At 47.4% G+C, this 25,258-nt stretch carries 19 protein-coding genes; 5 read left to right on the top strand and 14 right to left on the bottom strand.

All coding sequences use genetic code 11. The annotated features are described in order from the left end of the window. Positions 1–82: 82 nt before the first annotated feature. Together G3M70_09790 and G3M70_09795 are read left to right on the top strand one after the other, a co-directional pair. Positions 83–433, top strand: coding sequence for a hypothetical protein (locus G3M70_09790; protein ID QPJ62144.1), 351 nt, complete (start codon positions 83–85; stop codon positions 431–433). Positions 434–893: 460 nt separating this feature from the next. Further along, complete coding sequence (locus G3M70_09795; protein QPJ62145.1) at positions 894–4,325, top strand: DUF5011 domain-containing protein; 3,432 nt, start codon at positions 894–896, stop codon at positions 4,323–4,325. Between the two features lie 119 nt (positions 4,326–4,444). Here G3M70_09795 and G3M70_09800 read toward each other — a convergent pair whose 3' ends face one another. Continuing rightward, the gene (locus tag G3M70_09800) at positions 4,445–6,751 is read right to left on the bottom strand and encodes a hypothetical protein (GenBank protein ID QPJ62146.1); all 2,307 of its coding nucleotides are present in this window, start codon (positions 6,749–6,751) and stop codon (positions 4,445–4,447) included. A 628-nt stretch (positions 6,752–7,379) separates the two neighbouring features. On the opposite strand from G3M70_09800, the gene G3M70_09805 reads away from it, so the two are divergent. The 3 genes from G3M70_09805 (at position 7,380) to G3M70_09815 (ending at position 10,332) form a co-directional block, all read left to right on the top strand. After that, the gene (locus tag G3M70_09805) at positions 7,380–8,459 is read left to right on the top strand and encodes an L-lysine dehydrogenase (GenBank protein QPJ62147.1); all 1,080 of its coding nucleotides are present in this window, start codon (positions 7,380–7,382) and stop codon (positions 8,457–8,459) included. Between the two features lie 325 nt (positions 8,460–8,784). Further along, positions 8,785–9,378, top strand: coding sequence for a hypothetical protein (locus G3M70_09810; GenBank protein ID QPJ62148.1), 594 nt, complete (start codon positions 8,785–8,787; stop codon positions 9,376–9,378). A gap of 195 nt (positions 9,379–9,573) precedes the next feature. Further along, the gene (locus tag G3M70_09815; GenBank protein QPJ62149.1) at positions 9,574–10,332 is read left to right on the top strand and encodes a class I SAM-dependent methyltransferase; all 759 of its coding nucleotides are present in this window, start codon (positions 9,574–9,576) and stop codon (positions 10,330–10,332) included. 19 nt (positions 10,333–10,351) lie between these two features. On the opposite strand, the gene G3M70_09820 is transcribed toward G3M70_09815, so the two are convergent. The 13 genes from G3M70_09820 to hisH all read right to left on the bottom strand — a co-directional run bounded on the left by G3M70_09820 (position 10,352) and on the right by hisH (position 25,254). Beyond that, positions 10,352–11,764: an MBL fold metallo-hydrolase gene (locus G3M70_09820; protein ID QPJ62150.1), complete on the bottom strand. Its 1,413-nt coding sequence runs from the start codon at positions 11,762–11,764 to the stop codon at positions 10,352–10,354. 153 nt (positions 11,765–11,917) lie between these two features. Then, positions 11,918–12,415: a peptide deformylase gene (gene def, locus G3M70_09825; GenBank protein ID QPJ62151.1), complete on the bottom strand. Its 498-nt coding sequence runs from the start codon at positions 12,413–12,415 to the stop codon at positions 11,918–11,920. A gap of 2 nt (positions 12,416–12,417) precedes the next feature. Continuing rightward, positions 12,418–12,942, bottom strand: a complete 525-nt coding sequence (locus G3M70_09830; GenBank protein ID QPJ62152.1) for an amino acid-binding protein — start codon at positions 12,940–12,942, stop codon at positions 12,418–12,420. A gap of 87 nt (positions 12,943–13,029) precedes the next feature. Then, positions 13,030–14,994: an asparagine synthase (glutamine-hydrolyzing) gene (gene asnB, locus G3M70_09835; protein QPJ62153.1), complete on the bottom strand. Its 1,965-nt coding sequence runs from the start codon at positions 14,992–14,994 to the stop codon at positions 13,030–13,032. A gap of 18 nt (positions 14,995–15,012) precedes the next feature. Beyond that, positions 15,013–16,104 (bottom strand): glycosyltransferase family 4 protein, encoded by a 1,092-nt coding sequence (locus tag G3M70_09840; GenBank protein QPJ62154.1) that lies wholly within the window; start codon positions 16,102–16,104, stop codon positions 15,013–15,015. Positions 16,105–16,202: 98 nt separating this feature from the next. After that, entirely contained in the window at positions 16,203–17,711 is a 1,509-nt protein-coding gene (locus tag G3M70_09845) for a glycosyltransferase (GenBank protein ID QPJ62155.1), read from the bottom strand. Positions 17,712–17,713: 2 nt separating this feature from the next. Beyond that, positions 17,714–19,207, bottom strand: coding sequence for an oligosaccharide flippase family protein (locus tag G3M70_09850; protein QPJ62156.1), 1,494 nt, complete (start codon positions 19,205–19,207; stop codon positions 17,714–17,716). Between the two features lie 99 nt (positions 19,208–19,306). Beyond that, positions 19,307–20,368 carry a pseudaminic acid synthase gene (gene pseI, locus G3M70_09855; protein QPJ62157.1) on the bottom strand — a complete coding sequence of 354 codons (1,062 nt, stop codon included), beginning with the start codon at positions 20,366–20,368 and terminating at the stop codon, positions 19,307–19,309. Then, positions 20,358–20,807 carry a GNAT family N-acetyltransferase gene (locus G3M70_09860; protein ID QPJ62158.1) on the bottom strand — a complete coding sequence of 150 codons (450 nt, stop codon included), beginning with the start codon at positions 20,805–20,807 and terminating at the stop codon, positions 20,358–20,360. The genes pseI and G3M70_09860 overlap by 11 nt, the downstream gene beginning before the upstream one ends. A gap of 11 nt (positions 20,808–20,818) precedes the next feature. After that, a complete protein-coding gene (pseG, locus tag G3M70_09865; GenBank protein ID QPJ62159.1) occupies positions 20,819–21,913 on the bottom strand; it encodes a UDP-2,4-diacetamido-2,4,6-trideoxy-beta-L-altropyranose hydrolase in 1,095 nt (364 codons plus the stop codon). 19 nt (positions 21,914–21,932) lie between these two features. Further along, complete coding sequence (gene hisF / locus G3M70_09870; protein QPJ62160.1) at positions 21,933–22,691, bottom strand: imidazole glycerol phosphate synthase subunit HisF; 759 nt, start codon at positions 22,689–22,691, stop codon at positions 21,933–21,935. Positions 22,692–22,868: 177 nt separating this feature from the next. Next, positions 22,869–24,374 (bottom strand): B12-binding domain-containing radical SAM protein, encoded by a 1,506-nt coding sequence (locus G3M70_09875; protein QPJ62161.1) that lies wholly within the window; start codon positions 24,372–24,374, stop codon positions 22,869–22,871. Positions 24,375–24,639: 265 nt separating this feature from the next. Then, positions 24,640–25,254, bottom strand: a complete 615-nt coding sequence (gene hisH, locus G3M70_09880; GenBank protein QPJ62162.1) for an imidazole glycerol phosphate synthase subunit HisH — start codon at positions 25,252–25,254, stop codon at positions 24,640–24,642. Positions 25,255–25,258 lie beyond the last annotated feature (4 nt).

Consider the following 25,258-nt stretch of genomic DNA (forward strand, 5'->3'; position numbering starts at 1 on the left):
CGGGCTGGTATTGTAGTTTTGATGCTTTATTATATCACAGGATTTTTCAGTATATTTGAATGCTTGGAGAGGTTGGGTTCTGATGGAAGGAAATGAAAAGCTCGAGGAGACGTTACAGTTCATCAAACTGATGTGGGCTCTATTTATGGCCGCCCTTTACCTGACCTGCTTCATTGACGAATATCGTTTTCCGGGCGAACGGTCCGAACCTCTTGAAGGCGAAGAAGCGATCTGGATGGTGCAGAATGTTCTGTTTTTCGGATTGATGGGTCTTGGTTTTCTTGCCGATCTGGTCCAGATCAAAATCGACAGGACCAAAGCATTTTTATTTCTGGCAATGTCTCTTATTCTCGGAGGACTCGCCAGCACCATCGGAGCCCTGCAATTCAAAATAATTAAAAAACTGATGATGGCTTTTGGAATTGAGTTTTGATGTTAAAGCAAGAAAGCTTTTGTGTTTTAAAATTTAATTTTCAAAAATTAAATACGCTATAAACGAATCCGGATTTTATTATTTAATTTAAAAATAAGTGGCAAAATTTTGTATTTCAAATGCTGAAAATATTTAAAAAATTTCAGTCATTGATTTGATCTACAAGCTATTCGATGGTTTCATAATAATACCTCCTACCCCCTTGTAAGGCTATTTAATGCGCTTATCAGGCCAAATACAAAGAAAAATTTTTTACTGAAAAATTGTTTGGCTGTTCTTCCAGTTTCGCATTGTGCTCTCCCAAATCGAAATTTAGACTGATTAGAGAATTGGTTTTCTTTGTCTAAAAATAAATCCTGGAGGGAATGTAACGGTGCAGAAAAATCTTGCCTGCTTGTTTTTGGTTTTGAGTGCGGTCTTACATTTTGATCTTTCTTTTGCTGCGACAGAAAAAAAAGATTTGGCAAAAAATGACTCTACCAAACTTGAGATCGCTAAATCTTTTTACAGCCAGCCCTTAAGATTTGAAAAGAACCTGGGCCAGACAGCGGAAGAGGTCCGGTTTTTTTCGCGTGGCCGTGGCTACAGTTTTTTCCTGACCCCGGCTGAATCGGTGATGGTGCTGAGTAAGCGGAAGGATCAAAAGGACCCGTCGGGATTGAGAGAAGGTTTTAAAGGAAGAGATCTGGGACAATTTGAAACCTCTGTGATCCGGATGCGTATGGCGGGTGCGAATCCCTCTCCTCATATCACGGGTAAAGAAAAGCTTAAAAGTGCCAGCCATTATTTTGTTGGAAATAAAAAAGATAACTGGCATCGGGAGATTCCTCACTATGAAAAGGTCCATTTTCAAGAAGTTTATCCCGGAATTGACCTGGTGTATTACGGCAACCAGGGTGAGTTGGAGTATGACTTCATTGTAAAGCCCGGCAGTGACCCCAACGAAATTATTCTGGAGTTCAAGGGTGCGGATGCCCTGTCTCTGAATGAACAAGGTGACCTGATACTCAACACCCCCTCAGGTAAAGTTATTCAGCGTGCACCGCTGGCTTACCAGGTTATCAATGACGAAAAGAAAACCGTTGCCAGCCGCTATGCCCTTGAGTCACAAAACCGGGTGACTTTCCAGGTTGCCAATTTTGATCGAGATCACGAATTAGTGATCGACCCGATTCTAAAGTTTTCAACCTACCTCGGAGGGGGAAGCAGTGATGAAGCTTATTCGATTGCCGTGGGTCCGGATGACGATGTTTATGTTACCGGGAGTACCCGCTCCATGGACTTTGACACGTTAAACGAGATTGAAGGCGATGATGTCGAACTGGATATTTTTGTTTTCAAACTGGAAACCGCACCCTTTGGAATGAATCTCGTGTATTCGACCTATCTGGGAGGAAGCAGTTTTGAACAGGGGGAGAGCATTGCGGTTGATTCTTCCGGCAATGTGTTTGTTGCGGGGTGGACCGACTCCAACGATTTCAATACAGTGAACCCCATAGAGGGTGATAGTGGGGGACGCGATGTTTTTGTTCTGAAAATTTCAGAAAATGCCGGCGTCCCCAGCCTTGATTTTTCCACCTACCTTGGAGGAAGCGGTCTGGATCAAGCTGAAAGCCTGGCGCTTGATCCCCAGGGTGGTATATATGTCGCCGGCTGGACTCAATCGGGAGATTTTGACACCTTAAATGCATTGGAAGGAGACAGCGGTCTTAATGATGCCTTTGTATTCAAGCTGGAAGAAACACCGACAGGCCCCTCTCTTATTTATTCCACCTACCTTGGCGGCAGTTTTAACGATGAAGCCTATGCTATTGCGGTAAACCCTTCCGGTGATGCCTATGTTGCGGGGCGTACTTTTTCCCCGGACTTTGATACAGTCAATACCCTTGACACACCGGATCTCAGTTCTGATTTTTTTGTTTTCAAACTGGAAGAAAATGCGGGCGTATTGAACCTTGCTTATTCGACATATCTTGGTGGCAGTGGTGCAGAGGAAATGTCTGGTATTGCAGTTGATGCGACTGGCGGGGCTTATGTCACCGGCTACACAACTTCTACCAACCTGGAATTGGTCAATCCCATTGAAGGGGACAGCGGAGATGGCACCTGGGATGCCTACGTGTTCAAGCTGCAGGAAATTGCCGGATCTCCCGCAATTGCCTGGTCGACTTACCTGGGAGGGGGTGCTGCTGACTTTGCACAGTCTATTGCAATCGATCCCTCCGGTAATGCCTTTATAGCAGGTTATACGCTTTCGAATGATTTCGATCTGGTTAACGAAATAGAAGGAGACAGTGCCGGAACCGATGTTTTCATCGTGAAGCTGAACGATTCTCCTTCGGGGCCCACCCGGTCATACTCCACTTATCTCGGGGGAGATGGAAACGATCGGGCATTTGCGATTGCCATCGACTCCAATGACGATGCCTACATCGCTGGTTGGACGACCTCGCTGGATTATGATGTCGTGTTTCCCATTGAAAGTCGAAGTGGAATATCCGATGTGCTCGTATCAAAAATCGGAGATACAGACACAACGCCACCCGTGATCACCACACCGCCGGATATCACGCAGGAGGCAACAGGTCCTGTAACATTTCTGGATATAGGAACTGCGACCGTAACCGATGATTTTTCTGCTCCGGAATTTATCCATTTGTTCAGTAACAGTCCCGGGCAATTTGTTCTTGGCACCATAGGAATCACCTGGACGGCAATTGATCAGGCAGGAAATACTTCAACGGAAATCCAGAATGTAACAATCGTCGATACCACCATTCCTGTGTTGACGCTCAATGGGCCAAATCCACTTGCCCACGAACTGGGAACCCCTTTTGTCGATCCCTGGGCCATTGCTACTGATATTCACGATGGTCCGGTCCCGGTAACGGCGGTGTTCAATGAACTGGGCCCAGGGTCTTTTGAGGTGGTCTATACCGCAACAGACATCAGCGGCAATTCAACGTCTGCCACCCGGATCATAAATTTTGTCGACACCACTCCTCCGACACTAACCCTGCAAGGGCCTAATCCGGCAGTGTTCAATAACGTTCCTTTTGTTGAGCCAGGGTTCACCGCAGTGGATACAGTACAAGGTACCGTGCCCGTGACAGTCACACCGTCTGGTCCTCAAACCGGCACGTTTGTTCTCACTTATACAGCAACCGATTTTTCCGGGAACTCAGCAACGGCAACCCGTACGGTCACAATAAACGATACCATTCCGCCAGCGATTTCTATAAACGGTGCCAATCCATTAAATTATGAAATTGGAACAGCCTATGTGGATCCCTGGGCAAATGCGGTCGACAACGTAGACGGTGTGCTTCCTGTAACACTCACCACAAATCAAATAAGTCCAAATCAATTCAACGTCATTTACACCGCCACCGATGCCGCCGGGAACACTGCCTCGGCTACCCGGGTTGTAAACTTTTTAGACACAACACCTCCCACATTGACCCTTCTGGGGCCCAATCCTGCTGTGTACAATAACGTGCCCTTCGTTGAACCGGGCTTCACTGCCACCGATTCCGTTCAAGGTACAGTGCCCGTAACAGTTACCCCACAGGGTCCACAGACGGGAACTTATGTGCTCACCTACACAGCAACCGATTTTTTCGGGAACTCAGCTACGGCGACGCGCACGGTCACGGTAAACGATACGTTGCCGCCGGTGATTACGCTCAATGGGGCCAACCCGGTCATCTTGCAATCCGGTCAACCCTACAACGACCCCTGGGCTACGGCACTGGATAATGTCGACGGGGTTCTTGCTGTATCCGGAGAGTTCAATCAGGTTTCACCGAACGTCATTGAAGTCACTTACACGGCAACAGATCTGGCAGGCAATACCGGTACTGCAACAAGGGTCGTCTTCATCTTGCCTTAATATTCATTTGGAATTAAGCAAACGGGCAAAAAAAATCCCCGCCTCAAATGAGACGGGGATTTCCTTGAGTGCCTAGCAGTGGTTATACTCCCTGGCTTTAAGGAGTATTTTCCTGTTATCTAGCATTCCGGGCACGGTTGAGTGAGTGCAAACCCGTCAACGCCGTGTCGGTCGAGATTGCTCAAGCGGTTGTAACCATCAACTGCGCGAGACCAAACGTGCAGGGTTTCTGTAAAAGCCGCACGTGAGCAGGGCCCGAGTAATTCCAGAACCGTAAACGTTTCGCGGTAATCACTCGGTGCAGTCAATGTGTACGAATGCGAGAGATCGTCTGTTGTGACAGGCGAGGACCCCACCCGACCGTTGGTGCTGGCCAGGGCAACGTGATTGGAAACGGCACGTCTCAGATTGAAATCAAAGTCAGCAAAGTTGTTTGGATGGCTGGCTTTGAAATGCAACTGGGTGGTCGCGCCCGGACCAAACTCGATGAATCCGCAAGGTGTGACGGTAAGGCCTGTACCGGAAACCGGTTCCACGCTCGCTTCGCAGGCATTATTATCAACGCGAAGAACCATCCTGAACGCCAGGGTATGCCCTGAAACCGGATGCAGGATGCGGTTATAGTTTCCAGCTGTGGTTGCCGTGACGGTTCCCGTTCCGAACGGCGCGGGGACGTCTGTGACCTGCAGGTCGATGCCCTCTGCCGTCCAGTCGACCAGTGCACCGGTGCCCTTGAACAGTTCCAGCTTCAATTCATATTTTCCGGCGGTATTGAACGCCCGTTGAGGGTCTGTTGCGCTACCCAGTTTTTGGGTTTCAAAATGACCCGAAGCGAGATCTTCACGTTCATCAACCACAGTCCACTCGATTCCGCCTGGCGGCAGGGTGGTGGGTTTGATTTCATAAAGATCCGTTTGAATGCCAACGGGTTGCGGCCCCAGTGGGTAAGGTACGTGCGAAACACCACCGCCCGAAGCGGGTTTGGCGTAATGACGGACGACTGCTCGCTTGAGCGGTGTCCAGTCACCTGGCGGGGTCAGGGGGGTCCCATCTCCTTCGGTCAGTTTCCGGTAAGACCATTTGTAGTACTTGATATTTTTATCATCTCGCAGTTTGGATCGACTGAACCACAAACGCGGTTCGAGCTTACCACCGAAGGGGCGCTGCACTGTATCGACGTTGAGACCTTCCTCGCCTGCAGACGCGCCTGGCCCAAGGATCTCGGACATGCTGATCTTGCGTCCAATGGAAAGAACCTGCACCACGCAACCTGCGAGATCCGGTTCTTCGTCGCAGCCCGGTACCCGGTCGTCGTTGACACGTATGGTCACCTCGGCTCCGCACTTGTAATCCCAGTAGGTGTTGCATGGAATCGGTGGTTTGTAAACTGTTTCCCATGAACCATCGATTTCGTATTCCACCCAGAAATAAAGATCAGGCTTGTCGCCGTTGCAGGGGTAGAGGATGGTTCCTGAGAAGCGTCCCAGGTTATCCGTTTCGAGAACGAGGACCTCATCGCAACGGAAGCGCCACCATCTTGGCCACAGGCACAGGTAAGGAATCAGGAGACGAATATTCGAAGCAAGAGTCTCTCTCACCAGGTGGGTTGAGGAAGAGGTGAGATTGGCTTGCAGGCTGCGGAGTTGAATATTCTCGAAAGCTTCTGGAGACGGTGGTTCAGGTTGAGGATTAAAGGCAACCTCACTCAGCCTGTTGGTGACATTGGTTTGAATTTGTAGTGGGCTGGGAGGATCTGGTTGCGGATTAAATCCGATCTCGTCGAAACGGGGTGCAAAGGGTGGAGGATCCGGAATAGGACGCGGAGGTCTTGGAATCCGGGGCTTCCGGATTTCCTCCAGGATGTCATCTCTCAGACGATGGATGTCAATTTCGGGTAGTTTTTGAATCCACCAGAATAGTTTGTCTACTTCGCAGACATGGATTCGGGCTCCGCAGATTGGCATGCCGCTGTCCGATTTAATCACTCTGCCGCGAACCCAGCACAGGCAAAGGAACCACTGGTCGATAATATGCCCTGGAATTCGAATTCTTTCGTTCAGGATACCACCGACTGAGATAACAGGTTCAAAAGCACCGATTCTTTCCATTCTCTGGATGGAAGGGCGGAGTTCATTTTCCATCTCTTTTGATTCTGGAGCGATGAATAATCTGCTATGGGCGATGGTTCGGGAAGAGCTTTTTAAAGTCGCCCGGTTAGACCTGACCGCGGCTCGTTCAACAAGGTTACCGGCCGAATCAAAAAGATAGGCACCCATTGGTTCTTTGAAATCGGTACGGTCACCAAGATCAATTTGTAATGTGGTTTGTTTTGTATCACTCAGGGTGGGTTTTCTTGTTATGGTCCGGGTGGTCACTTTTTTTGCGGGGGGCTTTGTCTGTTTTGTGGGGACTTTTCGCTTCGCCATAAAATTACATCTCCTTGAAATGAATTATTTAATATTGGCAAACCAACGAACAAAATTGGTGAAACTTTTTCTTTATTTATTTTTCCAATAAATGTCGGCGGGCAACTCTTAAAAATATATCAAAACAGATATAAAAACCAAACAGGGTTTGATGTGAAAGTGATAAGAAATTATGTAAATTTTTTAAAACCTTTGAATTATTGATTTTTAAATAGCAAAAAATAATTACCCCAGGGAAATCGATGGTTTGTAGTAGGATTTGTTATTGGATTTGGTAAATTTTCCCATAAAAGTTTCTATAATCAGGGGGGTTTCTGTTTGGGTTGCGGAACTGATTTTGATAGCCAAGGAATCGCCCTTGAAAATAGCATTGTTAAGGGAAAAATGAGAATATAGAGTTAAAGATTAAATTACCTGTACTGTAAATTTTTCTATTAATCGGAGTAGTTGAATACGTTAGTCAGTCTTTGGGAGACGATTTACACCGGATTTTCCTGCTTTTTATCAAGAGATTGAATCGGGTTAAACGTGAGAAAATATAAATGGAAAAATATTGTGCGATGCTAATTATTTTTAGCCAAATCGGGCATATTTAATTGATCGGTTTTTTGCGGGGAGACTTTTTCCAATGTCAAAAATAATTGAATCGGTTCTTGTTATAGGGCTTGGGAAGGTTGGGCTCCTGGTAGCTTCACTTCTTCATGGGAATGGTTTCAAGGTAACGGGGTTTGATAGTAAGTCTCACGAAGGAGTGGTGTTTGAGACATTGCAGGGTGATATTTCAGATCGTCATATACTGGATTCTTTAATCAAGTCGCATGACGCGGTGGTCACGTGCTTGCCCTATCACCTGAACCTTGCGGTAGCAACTACCGCTCATAAACTGGATCGGCATTATTTTGATTTAACCGAGGATGTGCCGACAACCCAGGCTATCAGGGAGATGGCCGCCACGGCAAAAGGAGTAATGGCCCCCCAGTGTGGCCTGGCTCCAGGGTTTATCGCCATTGTGGGGACAGACCTCGCCAGGCGTTTTGAGAAACTGCGTAGTATCGAATTGCGTGTCGGAGCGCTTCCCCAGCATCCGCGCGGATTACTTGGCTATGCTTTCAACTGGTCGCCGGAGGGTGTGGTGAATGAGTATTTGAACCCGTGTGAAGTTATCCGAAAAGGTCAGCGCGATGAAGTACCACCTATGGAGGCGTTGGAGACAATTGTCATCGACGGAGTTCCTTTTGAAGCATTCACGACATCGGGTGGATTGGGCTCCATGTGCGAAACGTTCCAGGGAAAGGTCGAGAACCTGAATTATAAAACTATTCGCTACCCTGGACACTGTAAACTCATGCGTTTTTTCTTTGACGAATTATTAATGAATGAAGATCGCGAACGTGCAGGAAAAATACTGGTCAATGCCAAACCACCCGTTGAAGAAGATATGGTCGTGGTTCACGCTGCGGTGGAAGGGGTTAAGGACGGACAATTGTTCCGCGAGGAATTTGTGGAACGTTATTTCCCGATTGATATTGATGGAAAACCCTGGCGCGCCATCGCCTGGACTACAGCGGCTTCCGTTTCGGCGGTGGTCGAGTTGGTTGCCACGGGCGCGGTTCCCAAAAAAGGATTTTTAAAACAGGAGGACATTGCACTGAAGTCATTTTTTGCAACGAAGACGGGCTCTTTATATAAGAAGTCCATGGTGAAATAATATCTTTCCAGCTACCTCAGGTTAATCATTCTGTGTTGCCAGGATGATTGGTCCAGAGAACAGAGTATTTGCTGTAAGAATTGTATGGTTAAGACGACATGAAAAGGAAAGTGAAACCTAACCCTTTTTATGTATGGAAAAAATATGAAAAAATTTATTGCTGGATTTATGAGGCTGGGGTTTCTTTCCCCTTTGTTTTTAGCCAGTTGTTCGAGTGCTCACAAACCTGATTCGTCTTCCTTCCTTTCGAAAATGTTTTGTATCCACAGCCCCAGGCACTAGAATGATTTTCCTTTAGTGGTTCGAAACAGATAAAGGTTTTCAGGTGGGTTTTCAATATTATTTAAGTGCGATTGCAATTGGACTGACACTGTTCGCTTTCTTTCCTTATATTCAGTCCATAAGAAATGGCCAGACAAAACCCCATGTTTTTTCCTGGGTCATATGGGGTTCCAGTACGTTTGTTGTTTTTCTCGCCCAGTTGGCAGGGAAAGGGGGCGCGGGAGCCTGGCCGATTGGCGTGTCCGGTTTAATAACAATTTATGTTGCGTGTTTGGCGTATACCAAAAAGACGGATAACCAGATCACATCCATCGACTGGTTTTTTTTTATTTCTGCGATGTCCTCTCTTCCATTCTGGTATTTGACATCGGACCCTCTGTGGGCGGTGGTGATTTTAACGGCCGTAGATTTGCTGGGTTTCGGTCCTACCTTTAAAAAAGCATACGCCCGACCCGATGAAGAGCAGTTGCTCTTTTTTGTTCTCATCACACTTCGAAATGTGGTTTCGATTGCCGCGCTTCAACATTTTTCTTTAACCACGACACTATTTCCGGCGACATTATCCGTTGCGGGTGTGATATTTATTCTGATGGTTCTCTATCGAAGGCGGGTGATGGAAGCAGTCGTTAAAAGGTGAACCTGATTGAAGCCGTGTGGCCAGGCTGAAATGACCTGACTGAAGATTTAAAACAAAAACAAAGTGTGAGTAAAAATAATGGACTTTCTCTGGTTGAGGACTCCTAATAGAATAGTGAGTAAAGAATCTCCGAGATTATGTGTTCAGGTAGACCTGCTATGAACCTCAAAATGAAGACCTTCGAAAGGATAGGAAATGACTGCTCAATCCAAGATGGGTTCAGAATACAATTCTTCTGATCAGGAAGATGTTGCTTTTCGGCGACTGAACTATTTTAAAAAAGCAGCCGAGCAGCCGGAAGAATGCGTCAACAATTTCATGAAGTTCATGTCTCGTCAGAACCTGGCCAAACTCATCACCTATTATGAAATTTTCAATCAGACCCGGGATGTGGCCGGATCCTTTATCGAATGCGGTGTGTTTCATGGGAATGGGTTGATGACGTGGGCCAAGCTCCTGGCGGCTTTCGAGCCATATAACTATCCAGCCAAGGTGATAGGTTTCGATACATTTGAAGGCAACGTCGGAATGTCAGCAAAGGATGAATCCGATGCTTCCGGACCCCATAAAAAAGAGGGCGGATATTTTTCAGACAGCTTGGATGATCTCAAGGAGTGTATCGATATTTTTGATAAGGACCGACCCGTTTCCCATATTCCCAAAGTTGAGTTGGTGAAGGGGGATCTGCGTCAGACGGCAAAAGAATATGTGGAAAAAAACCGCCATCTGGTGGTGCGTGTTCTTTCCCTCACCGTCAATCTATATGAACCCACTCTGGCCGCGTTAAAAGCCTTTGTGCCCAGAATGCCGAAGGGTAGTGTTATTGTTCCTTTAACCTTGAACAACGCCATCTACCCTGGGATGACGGAATCTGTTCTCGAAGAGTTGAAAATATCAAATTATTCTGTGAAAACGTTTCCCTACTCGCCGAATGTGAGCATGATCATTCTTTAATTGGATAAGGGTGGTCCCCTTAGCTTTGGGGAACTCCTTTCCAACGGCGAACATCACGCATGAATTTATCGAGATCCATTTCGCTGTTCCAAGGGAAGGCTACCATGAGGGGCTCGAGGGCTACATCGAGTTTTTCGCTGGGAAAGTATTCAAAGTTTCCATTGGTGACACGGTAGATATTGTTGAAGGTCCGGTAGTTACCGCACAAAGCCACAAAATCCCAGGAAGTTTCGCCTCGTACCAGCGCATCCAGTTCAGATGCCGCTATGCCTTCATAAAGGTTTATTTTGCCGAGGCAGGAATTTTGAACACGTACCGGGTTTTCTTCAAAGTCGATACTCCAGATTTCCGAGCCTTCTTTCCCAAAAACTTCAAGCTGGTAAACGACATTCCAGTGTTGCCAGGCTTCCAGTAATTCACTTTGGGTCAATTTTACCAGGAACCGGTTTTCTACGAACTCCCGGACCCGCAACATTTCTTCATCACATTCTTTGGAGTCTTTCGTTCGAGTGCGCATAGGTGCCACTTCCATGACAGGTTTGAAGATCAATTTTTCGCTATCGTCTTCAAGAACCCGGACGAACGGTGAGCTTTGATGTTCGATTTTTACTTCACTGGTTGTGATGTGTGCAACATCTCCAGGATTGTAATGGCCTGCTGGTACCTCGGGGCAAAAGTTTTTTAAGTCCCGCAAGTACTGATCCTGTGTTGTTGGAAAAGAGTACCGGTTCAGAAAAGAAAACTCATCACGGTAACGGAAAGCGGCTGATCCGGGAACAACAAATCGCGGTTGCAGGGCTTTGACCATATTCAAAAATGTGCAGTATTCATTGAAGGGCAGATTAAAAGGTTTGTTATAGGAAAAATTTCCCTCGAGCAGAGGGACAAACCGGCCGTGGGCCAGATCGACCCGCCCGTATTTCTGATTGATGCGCTCGATCGTATTGGGATTGACCAGCGAATCCACCTGATTCCACAGAGTGACTTCACCGTCGTGGACCAGTAAGCCATGTTCGGGAAATGTATCCTGCGCTGTGCTTTCCTGATTGCCTGAGGGTGTGGGTGTTATTTCAATATCCTTCACACGGATGGTTTCAAAGTCTGAAACCACCGTAATGTTTTCAAATCCAAGTTCTCTCATCACCTTGAGCACAATGTCGTCGTTGGGAGCGAGAACGGTGACATCAGGTTTAAGCACGCCGTTGTCCTGGAGCAGGTATGCGAGTGTACGCACATCAAAATGATCCTGATGCCGGTGCGAAATATTGAGGACATCGACTGGAGGAATTTTTTCTTTTTCCAGCACAATACTGGGGCACAACACGTTGATCTCTTCCCACAGATAATCGAACCAGACAGGATCGGTCAGTACCGTGGTTTCGCGAGATTGGATGAGCAGACAGGCATGGCCGATCAGGGTGGTCTGGAGCATGGGTATCGCCTCGGATTAGAAAGAGACGAGATTAGCGGAACCGGAGCAATATTTCAAGCATCAGTGACGGAGAGACTAGCTGGATGAACTTTTTGTGCTGAGAATGACAGGGAAGTTACCGGAAAATGTATTTCGTGGCCTGTTCGGCCAGAACTATTTGTACTTTTTTCTACGGAAGAGGTCGCGGCGGCTGACCAACCGGTCGAGAAAAAGCAGGCCATCCAGATGATCCATTTCGTGTTGAACCGCTCGGGCTTCGAAACCTTCCATCTTAAAATTTAATGGATTCCCATTTCCGTCCTGGGCTTCCAGTTCAATGGTTTCCGCTCGGGAAACATTGCCGGTAAGGTCCGGTACAGAAAGGCAACCCTCGCGGCCAACCACCTGGCCCTGTTCGGTCACGATTTTGGGGTTAATCAAAAACAGGCGACCGTGATTGGGCGTCTTGGGTTTGGCCGAAACATCAACGAGAACGATACGTTCGAATCGCCCTACTTGGGGCGCAGCGATTCCTACCGATGAGGGACCTCCGTCCATTGTTTCTTCGAGATCCTTCAGGAAGGAACGCAGGTCATCGTCAAACACTTCCACGGGTTGGGATACCTGTTTCAACCGTTCGTTGGGGAAGGTGAGGATTTCCAGCTGAGCCATGATCAGCCTATCAATGTGTTGATCGGGGTGATACGGATTTCGATATTTTTTCGCTGGGAAAGTTCATCCAGGGCTTTTTCAATTTTTTCATGTTTCTTTTTGGTTTGACCTTCAATATGCAGGATGTAAATCGGATTCTCTTTTGTACCACCCACATCGGATTCCAGGTTGATGATGTTAAGACCCAGCCGCGCTAGAGCTTCAGTGGTCTCGGCCACGATACCCGCCTGATCGGCACCGTACACCGTAAACCGGTAATTGGGTTCGATGTGGTTGTGCAGACTTCCTTCAATCCGGTCAATGTGAACCCGTAATCCAGCAGAATCATCGGCCGGTCGGGTCAACGATTCCAGGTGAGCCCTGTCATGATCGGATTCGACCATCATCATAATGGTAAACATTCCGCCGAGCCGTACCATAGATGCTTCACCAAGATTACAGCCGCCTTCGTAAAGTGCCCGGGTTACTCCTGCGACAATTCCGGCTCGGTCTTTCCCGACGAGTGTCAACATGAACCAGTTTTTCATTTCAAATTTCTCGTTTGAGATGGATTTTAGAGGGACACTGTAACATGTTTTTAAAAATGAGTTGAATTGTTTGAAGTGTTTCGTTGACTATTTCTGACGGAGCCAGCTCTGAAACATAAGAACGGCCCATAAGTGATGCGGCCATGAAAATTTACCGGAAAGATGCTCCTGCCACTTTTTTTGAACAGGCTCCGGATTTAAATATCCTTCCTCTCGCATGCGGTTAGCATCGAGAAGGTCCTCCGCCCAATCCCGCAAGGGGCCTCGCAACCATTGATGCAGTGGAATTGAGAATCCCATCTTGGGGCGCTCGATAAGCGAATCGGGAATGTAACGCCTGAGTACCTGACGCAAAAGCCATTTGCTTTTTCCATGTCGAATTTTCATGTGAAGCGGCAGCCTCCATGCAAACTCAACCACACGATGATCCACCAGTGGTATCCGCGCTTCCAGACTGACCCCCATGCTGGCCCGGTCCACCTTGGTCAGGATGTCACCCGGCAGGTACCCAAGAAGATCCAGAAGCATCATGTCCTGGGAATAATTTTCCAGTTCAGAAGCCACAGGAAATCCTGGGCTTGAGGTCGTTGGATTCGCATGATTCATCACAAGTTTTTCTTTTTTGTTCCAATGAGTGATCATAAGAAAAAATAACTCCCGCCGGGATTGGGCCGGAAGAACTTCGGCGAGTTTATGGATTTTGTCACCGATGTTACTGTGCTTCAATGTGGCCGGAAGAACAGGTTCCATTATCCTGAACAGTGCATCCCATTGGGATGGGGAAAGAGCTGTGCAAATCAGACTGCCTGCCTCGCGGAGAGCTGCTGGAAACAGGTTCATGCGTCTCCATAATTTGGGAGACATCAAATAACGGTTATACCCGCCGAATACTTCATCACCCCCGTCGCCCGAAAGGCTCACCTTTACATACCGTTGAGTGAGCTCAGAAACCAGGAAGGTAGGGATTTGAGAAGAGTCTGAAAACGGTTCGTCATATAGAGTTGGCATTTTTGGAATTACGTCACGTGCCTGCCCGGGAGTCACATACAATTCTGTGTGGTCAGTATTGAGGTGCCGGGCTACCGCCTGGGCGTATTCCGCTTCGTTATAATCTTTTTCTTCAAATCCTATAGAAAAAGTTTTAACAGGTGATGAGCTTACCGCCTGCATGATGGCCGCTACTGTGGAGGAGTCAATGCCTCCGGATAAAAAAGCACCGAGAGGAACGTCCGCGATCATGCGCAGGCGTATGGAATCGCGAAGCAATTGATCCAATTCCTCGATGGCTTCCTGGTCGCTTCCCGAAAACGGATTGGAAAGTCCTTCCTGTGCGATCTGCTCCGCCGACCAGTAAGGCACCGGGTCGGGAGTCTGTTTCGTGGACGTTGCCTTGATGGAAATAAGGTGGCCCGGTGGCAGCTTGGAAATATCTTGATAGATAGAATGGGGAGGCGGAATGAAGGCATACAGCATGTATAACTGCAGGGCCTCCCGGTCGATCTCTCCATTAAATGAGGGATGTTTTTTAAAAGGTTTAAGCTCGGAGCCAAAAATAAAAGTATCGTTTTGCCAGCCATAATAAAGGGGCTTGATTCCGATTCGGTCACGAACCAGATGTAGTGTGCGTTCCTGCCGGTCCCAGAGAGCGAAGGCGAACATGCCAATAAAACGTTGGAGAGCCTTTTCCAATCCCCATTGTTCTATACAGTTGAGTATGACTTCTGTATCGGAATGTCCCCTCCATTCAGGTGCTCGTTTGGAGGTATCGGGATGATTATCCAGCTCCTCTTTTAGTGCAGCAAAGTTGTAAATTTCTCCATTGTAACTGATGACATACCGACCTGAATGAGAGACCATCGGTTGATGTCCCATAGGCGACAAGTCGATAATAGACAGTCTGGTGTGTCCCAGGTGTATGCCGGAATCCTGGTCAAACCATTGTCCACGGTCATTGGGACCACGATGGTGCAAAGTCTGGCACATCGACTCCAGAATTTGGGCTGGATCGCTTCCATTTGATTTTTGATTCAGGAAACCAACGACACCGCACATGAGTTGAATATTCTCTGGTTAAGTGTTGATGCAAAATTCATAAAGATTTCCGGTGACGACTTTAGAATCGATGAGGGGAATGGCTGCTTCTCGAATAATTTTCCCCTGCGTGGCTCGATGTTGTCTGGCAAACTCCAATGTTTCCCTGAAATTAAATTGTTCCTGATAAAGCACATACGGGAAATCTTTTGGAATGGCCGGATCATCGTAGTTCAGCACCAGAGGCAGGCCCGCTGCCAGGTATTCTCTGACTTTAAGTGCCGTGGCCTGAGTCATACCTTTCTTAGTAACAGCCAGGCTGCCGATCCCTAGATCCATTGACTGATATAGTTCAAAGAGCTGTTCGCTTGTCAGCGTTTCGTGATATTTGATTCGTGCCTGGCGTTTGCAACGCAAAAGGGAATCCGGATCAATTTTACCCGCCAGGTGGAGTTCAAAAGGAGGTAAATCGGTGTTGTCTTCAATCTGGTCAAGAAGGATATCCAGTCCCTGCCATTTCGAAAAGTAGGTCGAGACCATCACTACCTGAACTGGCATCTCTTCTTTTGAAGAAGGAATTCTTTCAAAACTCTGGTAAGAGTCCAGGTCAATGGAATTTGGAAAAAACCGGGTAGGCCCCGAAAAATTAGAGCGTTTGATTTCGTATTCCAGTATCTCTGGTGTTACAGCGATGAGTGCCCTGAAGCTTTTTATCCAGCAACCACCCAGCCATTTTTCGAATTGCAGACGGACATCGCCAGTAGTTTGCAATTCTTCCAATTCCTTGGTGTGGTGTTCCAGAATTATCCTGTCTTTGTTTCTTATAAGAAGGAACAGTAAAGGATCCACCAAAGGGTACCTTAAGATCACCCGTTCATACTTATTTGTTAATTTATTGACAGCACGGGCCTGGTTGAAACGGATTCCAAGCCGACTGTTTCCCCCAACCGGTTTGATATTTAAATAAGTGTATTGGTCGTCTTCAGCATTGGTTTCTTTTGGAAGCCAGTAAAAGTCAAAAGGCAATTCAAGTTTCCGCGCGACTTTGGCTTGCAGGTTGATTTTGGAAAGGATGCTATGCGATTGCCCTTTAAAATTTGAAGTGACCAGATTGATGTAGGCAAGGCGCATCAGTCATCCTGAGCAAAGGTTCGGAAGATACTTCCAAAACAGGCAGTTTCGCCCCAAAAAATATTTCAGGCGGGCCCTCTGCCATCGGGGCGGCTCAATTAGCGAGCTTTATTGTATAGCAGTTCCAGTGCGCGGTTCAGGTTTTTAATGCTTTCTTCCTGAACAGTTGAGAGTGGTTTCTTTTTTTGAAGTTGCAGCTCGATAGCCTGATCCAGTTCTTCCGCGTTTTTTGCGCTCACCACGATCCCGGATTCAAAGGCATCCAGAAAGTATTCTTTTTGTGTGTCGGTCAGCATTACAGAGGGGACACCAAATTCTTCTGCTTCAATGATTGTTGACGACCCATAAGTGAGATGCAGGTCCATGTGTCTCAGCAGGGCATAAAGCGGAAGGTCGGTGGCAAGATCGAATTCAACATGAGCCTGATCACTGTAACGTTTTTTAAACTTTTCTCCCTCGGCCATCCATCCAGGATGGGATCGAACCCACCAACGGTAACGATCTGCAGTTTGTTTTATTACGGTATCGACAAAATGCCAGAACGATTCATTAGCCTTGGGAGTTTGTAAAGTGATCAGGATGTTTTTAAGTGATGGTTTGCCATTGAGTGTGTGTTGAATTTTTTTATCATATTCCGTAACAAAAAAACCTTTTCCGGACCGCCATAACTCCAGAAACAGGTTGGCCCCTACCAGACTTTCATTGTTTGCTCCGGTTTTAGAAGTCCAGTCGCGAATAGTCGCTGCGTCCCGGTCACCCCAGCACCAGAAATACTTAGGAAAGGTGTTGAACCCTCCATTTGGAACGTTAACGAAGCGTCCGTATGCTGAATGTAAAGGCCCCTGAAAGCCATGCTGGAGATCCATTCCTGGAATATTCAATTGATTGCAGGCGAGATTGAAGGCATAGCCTTCCATATTGTAGTAACAAACCACCGCAGCCAGTTTAGGTTTCAGCTTTTTCAGTATTTTGAGGAAATAATTTGAGTATTCTCGTATCAGTTTCCCTTTCAACTCAATGCGATGGAGACACCTTGTTTTGAAACCTAATTTTTTTTCTACCGCGTTTATTAAATCACGGTGACCCGGGAGACATTGGTCGCGATCAATAGTTGAAAAGAAACTTTTAAACAACCAGGGAAACTTTGCAGCATCCAGATAGGGCTGGATGAATTTTGAAGGTGTATACCGCGGGATATGTCCTCGATTTTGAGCAGTAAGAAAAAAACTGGTGAGCCCTTTTTCAGCCAGATGTTCACGCATGGGGTCGCAAAATTTTTCATAGAATTTTCCGTTGATCTCGGTATAAGTGATCCCTCCCACCAGAAACAGGACATCGGTATGTTTTGGACAGGAAGCGTTGTGTTTCCGATCCAGCCACCAGTACTTAATAAAATTTAAATTCGATTTTACCAATTCAATGGCCAGGGAACTGGTGTCGGGGCCCGCGACAGGTTGGTCGGTTTGCATGATGAATTGGGCATCAATCTCAATCGCCAGGCGGAAACGCGCAATAGGCCAGAGATGGACCCCGTCTGCCTGCCATTGATCCACAGGAAACCGGGTCTCCATTTCATTGATGAATGTCATGACATCTGATGGGCGCATGCTTAATCCTGTTTGGGTGAGGAAGCAGATTCAGGTTTTTTGAATAGTTTTGGGATGCGCGTGATCAGACGAAAGTAATACTGTTTTTGGCCATTAAAATATTGTCCCAGCCCGATAAAGGCCAAAAAAGAAATGATGAGCTTGATTGAAAATAACAGTAAGGGCGATGATCCGGAAAACCTTGAAACTGCAATGCAAAGAGTCAGTGTGATGGTGAACGCCAGACTGATTTTAACGTAGTCCCATTGAATGGGTTCGTGCTTCAATCCCAGTTTGCCAATGATTATGGTCATCACCAGCTGCGAGAGAAGTGTGGCGAGTGCGGCACCCGTCATTCCGTAAAGTGGGATTAGATGCCAGTTCAGGCCAATATTGGCAATGGCCCCGGTAAAAGTTCCAACGGAGACCCAGCGGGTCGCATCCTTTTTGAACATCAGAATGTTGACCAGAATGTAATAAATTCCACGCAGGACAAATGCGAAAGCGACGAATGGGATCACACGGCTGGCGGAATGGTAGGGTTCAGCCGTAAACAATTGCAGCATTTCAAGGGAAAACAGGGAGACCAGTGTGCCAAGCAAACAGTAACCTCCAATTAAAGTCATGCCATTGGCTTTTAGCTCTTGCAGGGAAGTGGCTTCGTTATCTTCAAGTGTTTCCATCGCAACTGGAACATAAGCCCGGTTTACACTGTCCACAAAGGTGGTGACGATGGTTCCGAATAGAAAGGCAATGTGATAGATACCGGCTGAGGCGGCACTGATCATCGTATTGAGAAAAAACTTATCGGTTACCACCAGAATTTGCGCAGATAGGGAATGAGGCACAAGGGGTAAGCTGTATTTTGCAGCCTGTTTAAACAGGTGAATCCGGAACACCCACTTAAAGCTTTTCCTGAAAGAAATCAGGGTTACGATGGCAAATAGAATTGAGGTGATCAGCGTTGCAAACAGGGGACCCTCTGCCTTCCATCCAAACAAAATGACCAATCCAAGAATTAATGCCAGGTGGATTATGAGTTGTACCGTTGAATAGATGGCAAAACGGCCAGCCTGCCCCTGCACCTGCATAGCAGATAAAAAAACCTGGAATAAAGGTTGGAATATGAGGGAACTGATTCCGATTGCAATATAGGGCCAGAATGGAATGTCACCCATCACCGGTTTTAGTATTGTTGAGCCCGTCAGGAGCAAGGCCAGACCGCCTATCAGCGAGGAAAACAAAACGGCAATGATGACCGTTCCCCAGAATTCCTGTAGTGTTTTGGGGTCGTCACGGTAATCAAAATAAAAACGCCCGATTGCTGCGGGGAGCGACCAGGTGAATAGGACGGAAAGAAATCCGTTGAGAGTGGTCACCACAGCGAGGATGCCAAAATCGTTGGGTGACAGGTAATGTGTGTATAAAGGCAGAAGAAAAAACGAAAGACTTCTTTGCAGCAGGTTGGCTGCGGTATAAACGAAGGATCCCCTGCCAAGCTTTTGGGTTGGTGTCATGGCCCGGGGAAGGCGTGTTCAGCCGAAATTGGGAGATTGTTGGTTATGGTTGGCCTCTAAATATAAGGAATTATGAAAGTTCTTTTAGGCTGGATTGTATCAGGGTTCCAGTAAAGACCATTGCAATGGAGTTCCCCGGTCTATTTTTTCGCGAGCTTTTTTGCCGAGCACTGAGTCCCAATGTTTGGGAGGGAGTCCATAACCCGGACGGATGGTTTTGATGTTGTCAGCGGTTATGGCTTCACCAGGGTTAATATCTCGCACAACATAAATGGATCGACGAAATTTCACATTGCGTTCTTCACAAGGTGCGCGGTCATAGTTTACTCTGCCGAGCGCCTGCCAGGCGGTGTGGCATCCCTCGCATAATTGTTTCAGCTCACCCGGTTCAAGGGAAAAAGCTGCATCCGGGCCACCATCAGATCGCTTCAAAGTGAAATGTTTTTCTATGACACAGGCTCCCAGGCTGGTCGCGGCCAGCGCCACTGCAGTTCCCAGAGTATGATCGGATAATCCAGCATGCACGGCAAACCGTTCGGCAAGGTCGGCAATGGTTTTTAAATGATATTCATTAGCCGGTGCGGGATAGCTGCTGACACAGTGCAACAACACCAGGTCACGGCACCCCGAATCACGCGCTGTTTGCACCGCTTCCCCGATTTCTTCGAGGCTTGCCATTCCAGTTGAGATGATAACCGGTTTGCCCGTTGAAGCCACCTTGCGTATTAGTGGAAGATCGATGTTTTCAAAGGAGGCGATTTTATAGGCTGGAGGATCGAATTGTTCCAGAAACTCCACAGCTGTGTCGTCGAAGGGGGTGCTGAACCATTCAATATCCCGTTTTCGGCAACGTTCAATTATCGGTTCGTGCCAGTCCCAGAGCGTGTGCGCTTCTTCGTAAAGCTGGTAGAGAGTTTTGCCTTTCCACAGGCTGCCGGGATCGTCGATATAAAAATCGGCCTTGTCGATATCCAGGGTCATAGTGTCAGCAGTGTAAGTCTGCAGTTTAACTGCGTCCGCACCACTATCAGCCGCTGCATCGACCAGTTCCAGGGCACGATCGAGGGACTGATTGTGATTCCCGGACATCTCCGCCACGATGAGCGGGGGCTGTCCTTCGCCAACGGTTCTGGCACCTAGTTTGAATGGTTCAGGGGGCATGCCATTCATAGAATCGGTAAGACTCCTTAAAGCCTGCGCGTTGGAACGCTTTTAATGAAGCTGCGTTTTCGCCCAGGATTTTAGCTTGGAGGTGTTTTATTTGTGGATGATGCTGGGCAACCCACTCAATGCCTTTGCTAATGAGCAGAGACCCAAGTCCTTGCCCTGAGTTCCCCGGAACAAGATAAACTGAAATTTCCCCACCCTCTTGGTCAACAGGTTCAATCCGTATCACACCGATGGATTTGCCTTCAGAATCACCGATTAATAAGTGTCGATCGGAAGCCTCGAGTATTTTATTAAACCATTGTTCATGGTCTTCCCATGCGATGGGTGCAGGATCAAAAATATGTTGGCGCACTTCCGGGTCATTGCGCCAGGCAAAAACCGATTTGCAATCTTCCCTTTGAGCAGATCTCAATGTGATCGAAAATTCCAATCTGGCCTCTTTCAGGAGGAAGCGGATTTTGTGAGCATCAGGATTTCAGCAACGCGTCGGGTTCCCTGTCCATCCAACAGTTTCATTCCTTTTTCAGACATTTCGCTGAGTAGCGTTGGGTTAGTAGAGAGATTGTTAAGAATTTCGACCCAATCCTCTTCAGATACATTTTTTTCATCGCCAAGGTTGATCAGGGTTCCTTGATTATGTGCCTGTTTCGCAACTGCGTCCTGGTTGTCTGCCGAGATCACAACAACAGCCGGGAGCCCCAATACCATGCGTTCCCAGGTTGTCGAGCCGGGACTGCCCAGAGCGAGGTCAGCCGCCTGCATCAGTTGCGTCATATCGGGTCCATCATGAATCGTGACCGATTCCAAATCCGCGCAAAACGAATTTAATTCATCACGATAAGGATAGAAAACCCCCGGTACGATGTCCAGAGCAATGTCCCGGTTAAAAGTCCGGGCAGCTTTGACCGCTTTAAGGGTATTGTTGGATGAGTCGGTTCCTCCAAAAAACACCAGGATACGATCGAGAGATCCGTTTTTTGGAGAAAGCTTTTGGCGGGCTTCCAGAAATTGTGGGCGAAGCAGGGCATAAGCGGGGCCAAGGAGAGCGAGACTACCTTCTGGAACAATCTTGTTGTATAGATTCTTTCCACCCTCCTGCAGGTTCTGGTCGAGTAGAATTTCACAGGCATGCGGACGATGCAGATCATCAATGGCCATTAGTTGTTTGCAAAACGGCCTAATCTGAATTTCCCATTCAGCATCAAGAGCATAGTGATCGACTACCACCCAGTCTACAGGTGGGACCAGATCGGGAAGAACCGAAGCGACGTCAATGGCATCTACTTCAGGCGGTACGCCAAGCCATTGGGTGTATTGGTTCGATGGATTCTTTGCCTGGGAGTTGCCTTCCAAATTGAGAATCACGCAATCCATCTTCAAAGTTTGAAACCGCCCATGGAACTCTTCCGGCAGATGTCGGCATAAAAAAGTAACCCGCGCTCCTCGCTCAATGAGAGCTTCCGCCAGCGTGAAACATCGCATGAGATGCCCGGTCCCGATTTCTTTTGATGCGTCGACGCGAAAACAGATATGCATGACAGTATTCCTGAATAGATTACTTTCTGACCGGGATTCCCTTGTCCGCCAGATAAGATTTACTTTCTGCTGGTGTCAATTCAGTAAAATGAAAAACGCTGGCAGCTGCAACGGCTGAGGCATTGCTTTGTGATACGGCTTGATAAAAATCTTCCGGCTTACCTGCGCCTCCGGATGCGATCACCGGCAGTGAAACGCTGTCTGTTACCTGCCTGATCAGGTCAAGGTCGTACCCTTGCAGGGTTCCATCCCGCTCAACCGAGGTGATGAGAATTTCACCCGCACCAAGCTCTTCAAGCCGCTTTGCCCAGTCAGATGGTGAGATAGTTTGCCTCCGGGTTCCGCAGTGGCTCATGCACTCGTAGGAACCTCCAGAAATTTTTTTGGCATCAATACTGGCGACAATGCATTGCGAACCAAAGCGGTTGGCGGCATCGGTGATCAGTTGCGGATTAACATAAGCGGCCGTGTTGATGGTTACTTTGTCTGCACCGCATTGCAAGAGAGTCTGCACTTTTTCTATAGTGTCGACTCCACCGCCAACTGTCAAAGGAACAAAGCACTCTGATGTAAACTCCTCCACGGAATCATAATCGAGATCGCGTTCCTCCGGAGTGGCTGCTATATCAAGCAGGATCAGTTCGTCGACATCACGGGTATTGTAGACCTTGATTGCTGGTAAGACAGTGCCCACCCTTCGCCAGCTATCAAAACCTGTTCCCTTGACCAGCCCGACATCTTTCCAGAGCAGGGTTGGTATCAGACGGACTTTTAACATATCGGGGGAGTTCGTGGTTAAAGGAAATTACAAAGGGAGTAATGCAAACAGCCGAATCAATTATATAGCGTTGAAGTCAGGTTGACAGCATTGAATAATCGAACAGGTATAAAGCCGGAAGGGGGGGCGCCGGGTAGGGGGAGGGGAGAGGTTATTTTCTGAAATGAGATTTTAAAACTAGTCGTTTTTCTTGGAACTTTCCCCGGATGCAACAGCCGCAGCGGTACCAAACCCTTCGAGAAACGATTCTTTAACCGCTTTTTTCGTTTTATCCGTGAGAAACCCTTTTTCAGTTTTGGCCGCCCGGTAGACCCGCGTTTTGATGAGGCTGTCTTCTTCAAGCCCCAGCTCAAGATATCGATTGAGGTCTTTAAGTTTGGTCTGCACTACATTTTCCATGCGGTCGGTTTCCATTTGAGTCAGATTGATGCGCAGATCCTGCCGGTCTCCCATGATGAGCAGGTATTCTTCCTCATCTGTGATGTAACCGTGCTCACGAGAATAATCGTACATAGGCGTGCCTGGCATAGGCTCCAGGAAGCCAACACTTGGATAGACTTTGGCGCGTCGACAAACATCAAAAGTCTGTTCAATTGTTTCTTCAGTTTCCTGTGGATATCCAATAATGACACTTGGGTAGACTTCGAGTCCCGCTTCGTGCATCAACGATGCCTGGATTATAAAGTCACTGGCGTCACATTTCTTGTTCATCACTTCCATGATCTCGTCATTGCCGCTTTCCAGTGCCAACCCCAGTCCGTTGCAGCCGGATTGTTTCAGCTTTTGGGCGATATGCAGGTCACCTTCTTTTAAAAGGTCCGACCGGCAACTTCCGATCCAGAACACATTGGCCTCGCGTTCGATCATCACGTCTGCAAAATGTTCAGTCGCCTTGTTCTGGTAAAAGGTCAACTCATCCCAGAAACTCACAAAGTTGATATCGTATTTGGATTTGTAATGGTCAATTTCATCCATCACGTTTTCTGGAGTGCGGTGACGGTATTTTTTTTCCTGGAATGCGTGATAGCAGAACGTGCAACGGAACGGGCATCCGCGTGCCGTGCTGACTGGCATACCAACGATTTTGTCGTAATTTATTTCTGATTGCACGGAGAGGGGAGCCATGTGTTTGCTTTTCGAAAGATATATTTCGATGTCAAACAGGTCCCAGTCAGGAAACGGGATGGTGTCGATGTCATCAATAACCGGCCGTTCCTCGGTGTGAACAACCTGTCCGTTTTCGTTGCGGAAACACAGGCCTGGAATTTCCTCGAGTGATCCGCCATTGTCGAGTGCTGTCAATAACTCGATAACGGTGATTTCGCCTTCGCCAAGAACCGCAATGTCCATTCCCGACCTCGTCACAAGAGTATCAGCGACCGATGTGGCAAGCGTGTTGCCTCCGATGATTGGAGTGTGTGGGTGGTACTGTTTGACCATTTGGGTGAATTGTTTCACCCATTTGTAATGACTGGTCAGTGTCCCTATGGCGAGGGCGTCAAACTGTTTGTTGCGGATTTGCCGTTCAACCTCTTCGTCAGAAAAACGGTGGGCGTCTATATCGAGTATTTCAAAGTCAATCCCGGCGCGATTAATGGCAGTAGTGATATAACCCAGACCTACATTGGGAAACAACACCGGACTGTCCGGCCTTATTGATGGATTGACCATTAAAACTTTCAAAAGATCCGTCTCCTGCGTTCTGGGGATAAAGGAAAACCAATAGCTTCTTTAAATGATTATCAGGACAAAACTTTTGAAAAGCAACCTGAAACGCGGGGCTTTCAAAGAGGGAAGGAGTCGTTAATTCTGCCAGTAGACTACAGTCCATTTTAATCAGGCCTTTTTCCGCAAAAGTTCTTTGCTTTGTTTAAAAGGCAGGGAGGAAATTTTGAGAGTGGAAGTAGGGTACTGGAGAATATTAAGAGAGGTATTTTCTGGTTCTATTTTAAAAATCTAAAAAATTTTGTAGAAGTTTCAAGCCCATCCGGGAACTCTTTTCCGGATGAAACTGGACGCCTAAAATATTTTCGTTTTGGACAGAGGAGACAAAATCACCACAATAGGGTGTGGTGGTGAGGGCATGCGAAGGGTCCCGGGGAGCAAAATGATAGGAGTGGACAAAATAAAAATCGTGTCCTGAATCGATTCCTGACAGGAAGGAAGACTCCTGTTTAAAATGCACTTCGTTCCATCCAATATGCGGTATCCGGGTTTCTTTTGAGGAAGGATTAAGTCGTCCCACCTCGCCCGGAATCCAGCCCAGCCCTTCGGTTTCTCCCCCTTCATGGCCAATGTCGGCGAGAAGTTGCATGCCAAGGCAGATACCGAGCAGGGGAAATTTTTCTGTAATGATAAATCGGGTGAGAGGTTCCACCCAGCCGCCCTGTTTTAGCCGGGTCATGCCATCCCTGAATGCGCCGACACCTGGAAGAACGACATGGGTCGCACTTGAAAGGTCGTCCGGGTTTTCTGAAACCAGAACATCGGCTCCACATTCTTCGAGAGCCCGTGAGACAGATCCCAGGTTTCCCATCCCGTAATTGACTATGAGGGTTGTCATTGAG

This window comes from Candidatus Nitronauta litoralis (assembly GCA_015698285.1).
Lineage (GTDB): Bacteria > Nitrospinota > Nitrospinia > Nitrospinales > Nitrospinaceae > Nitronauta > Nitronauta litoralis.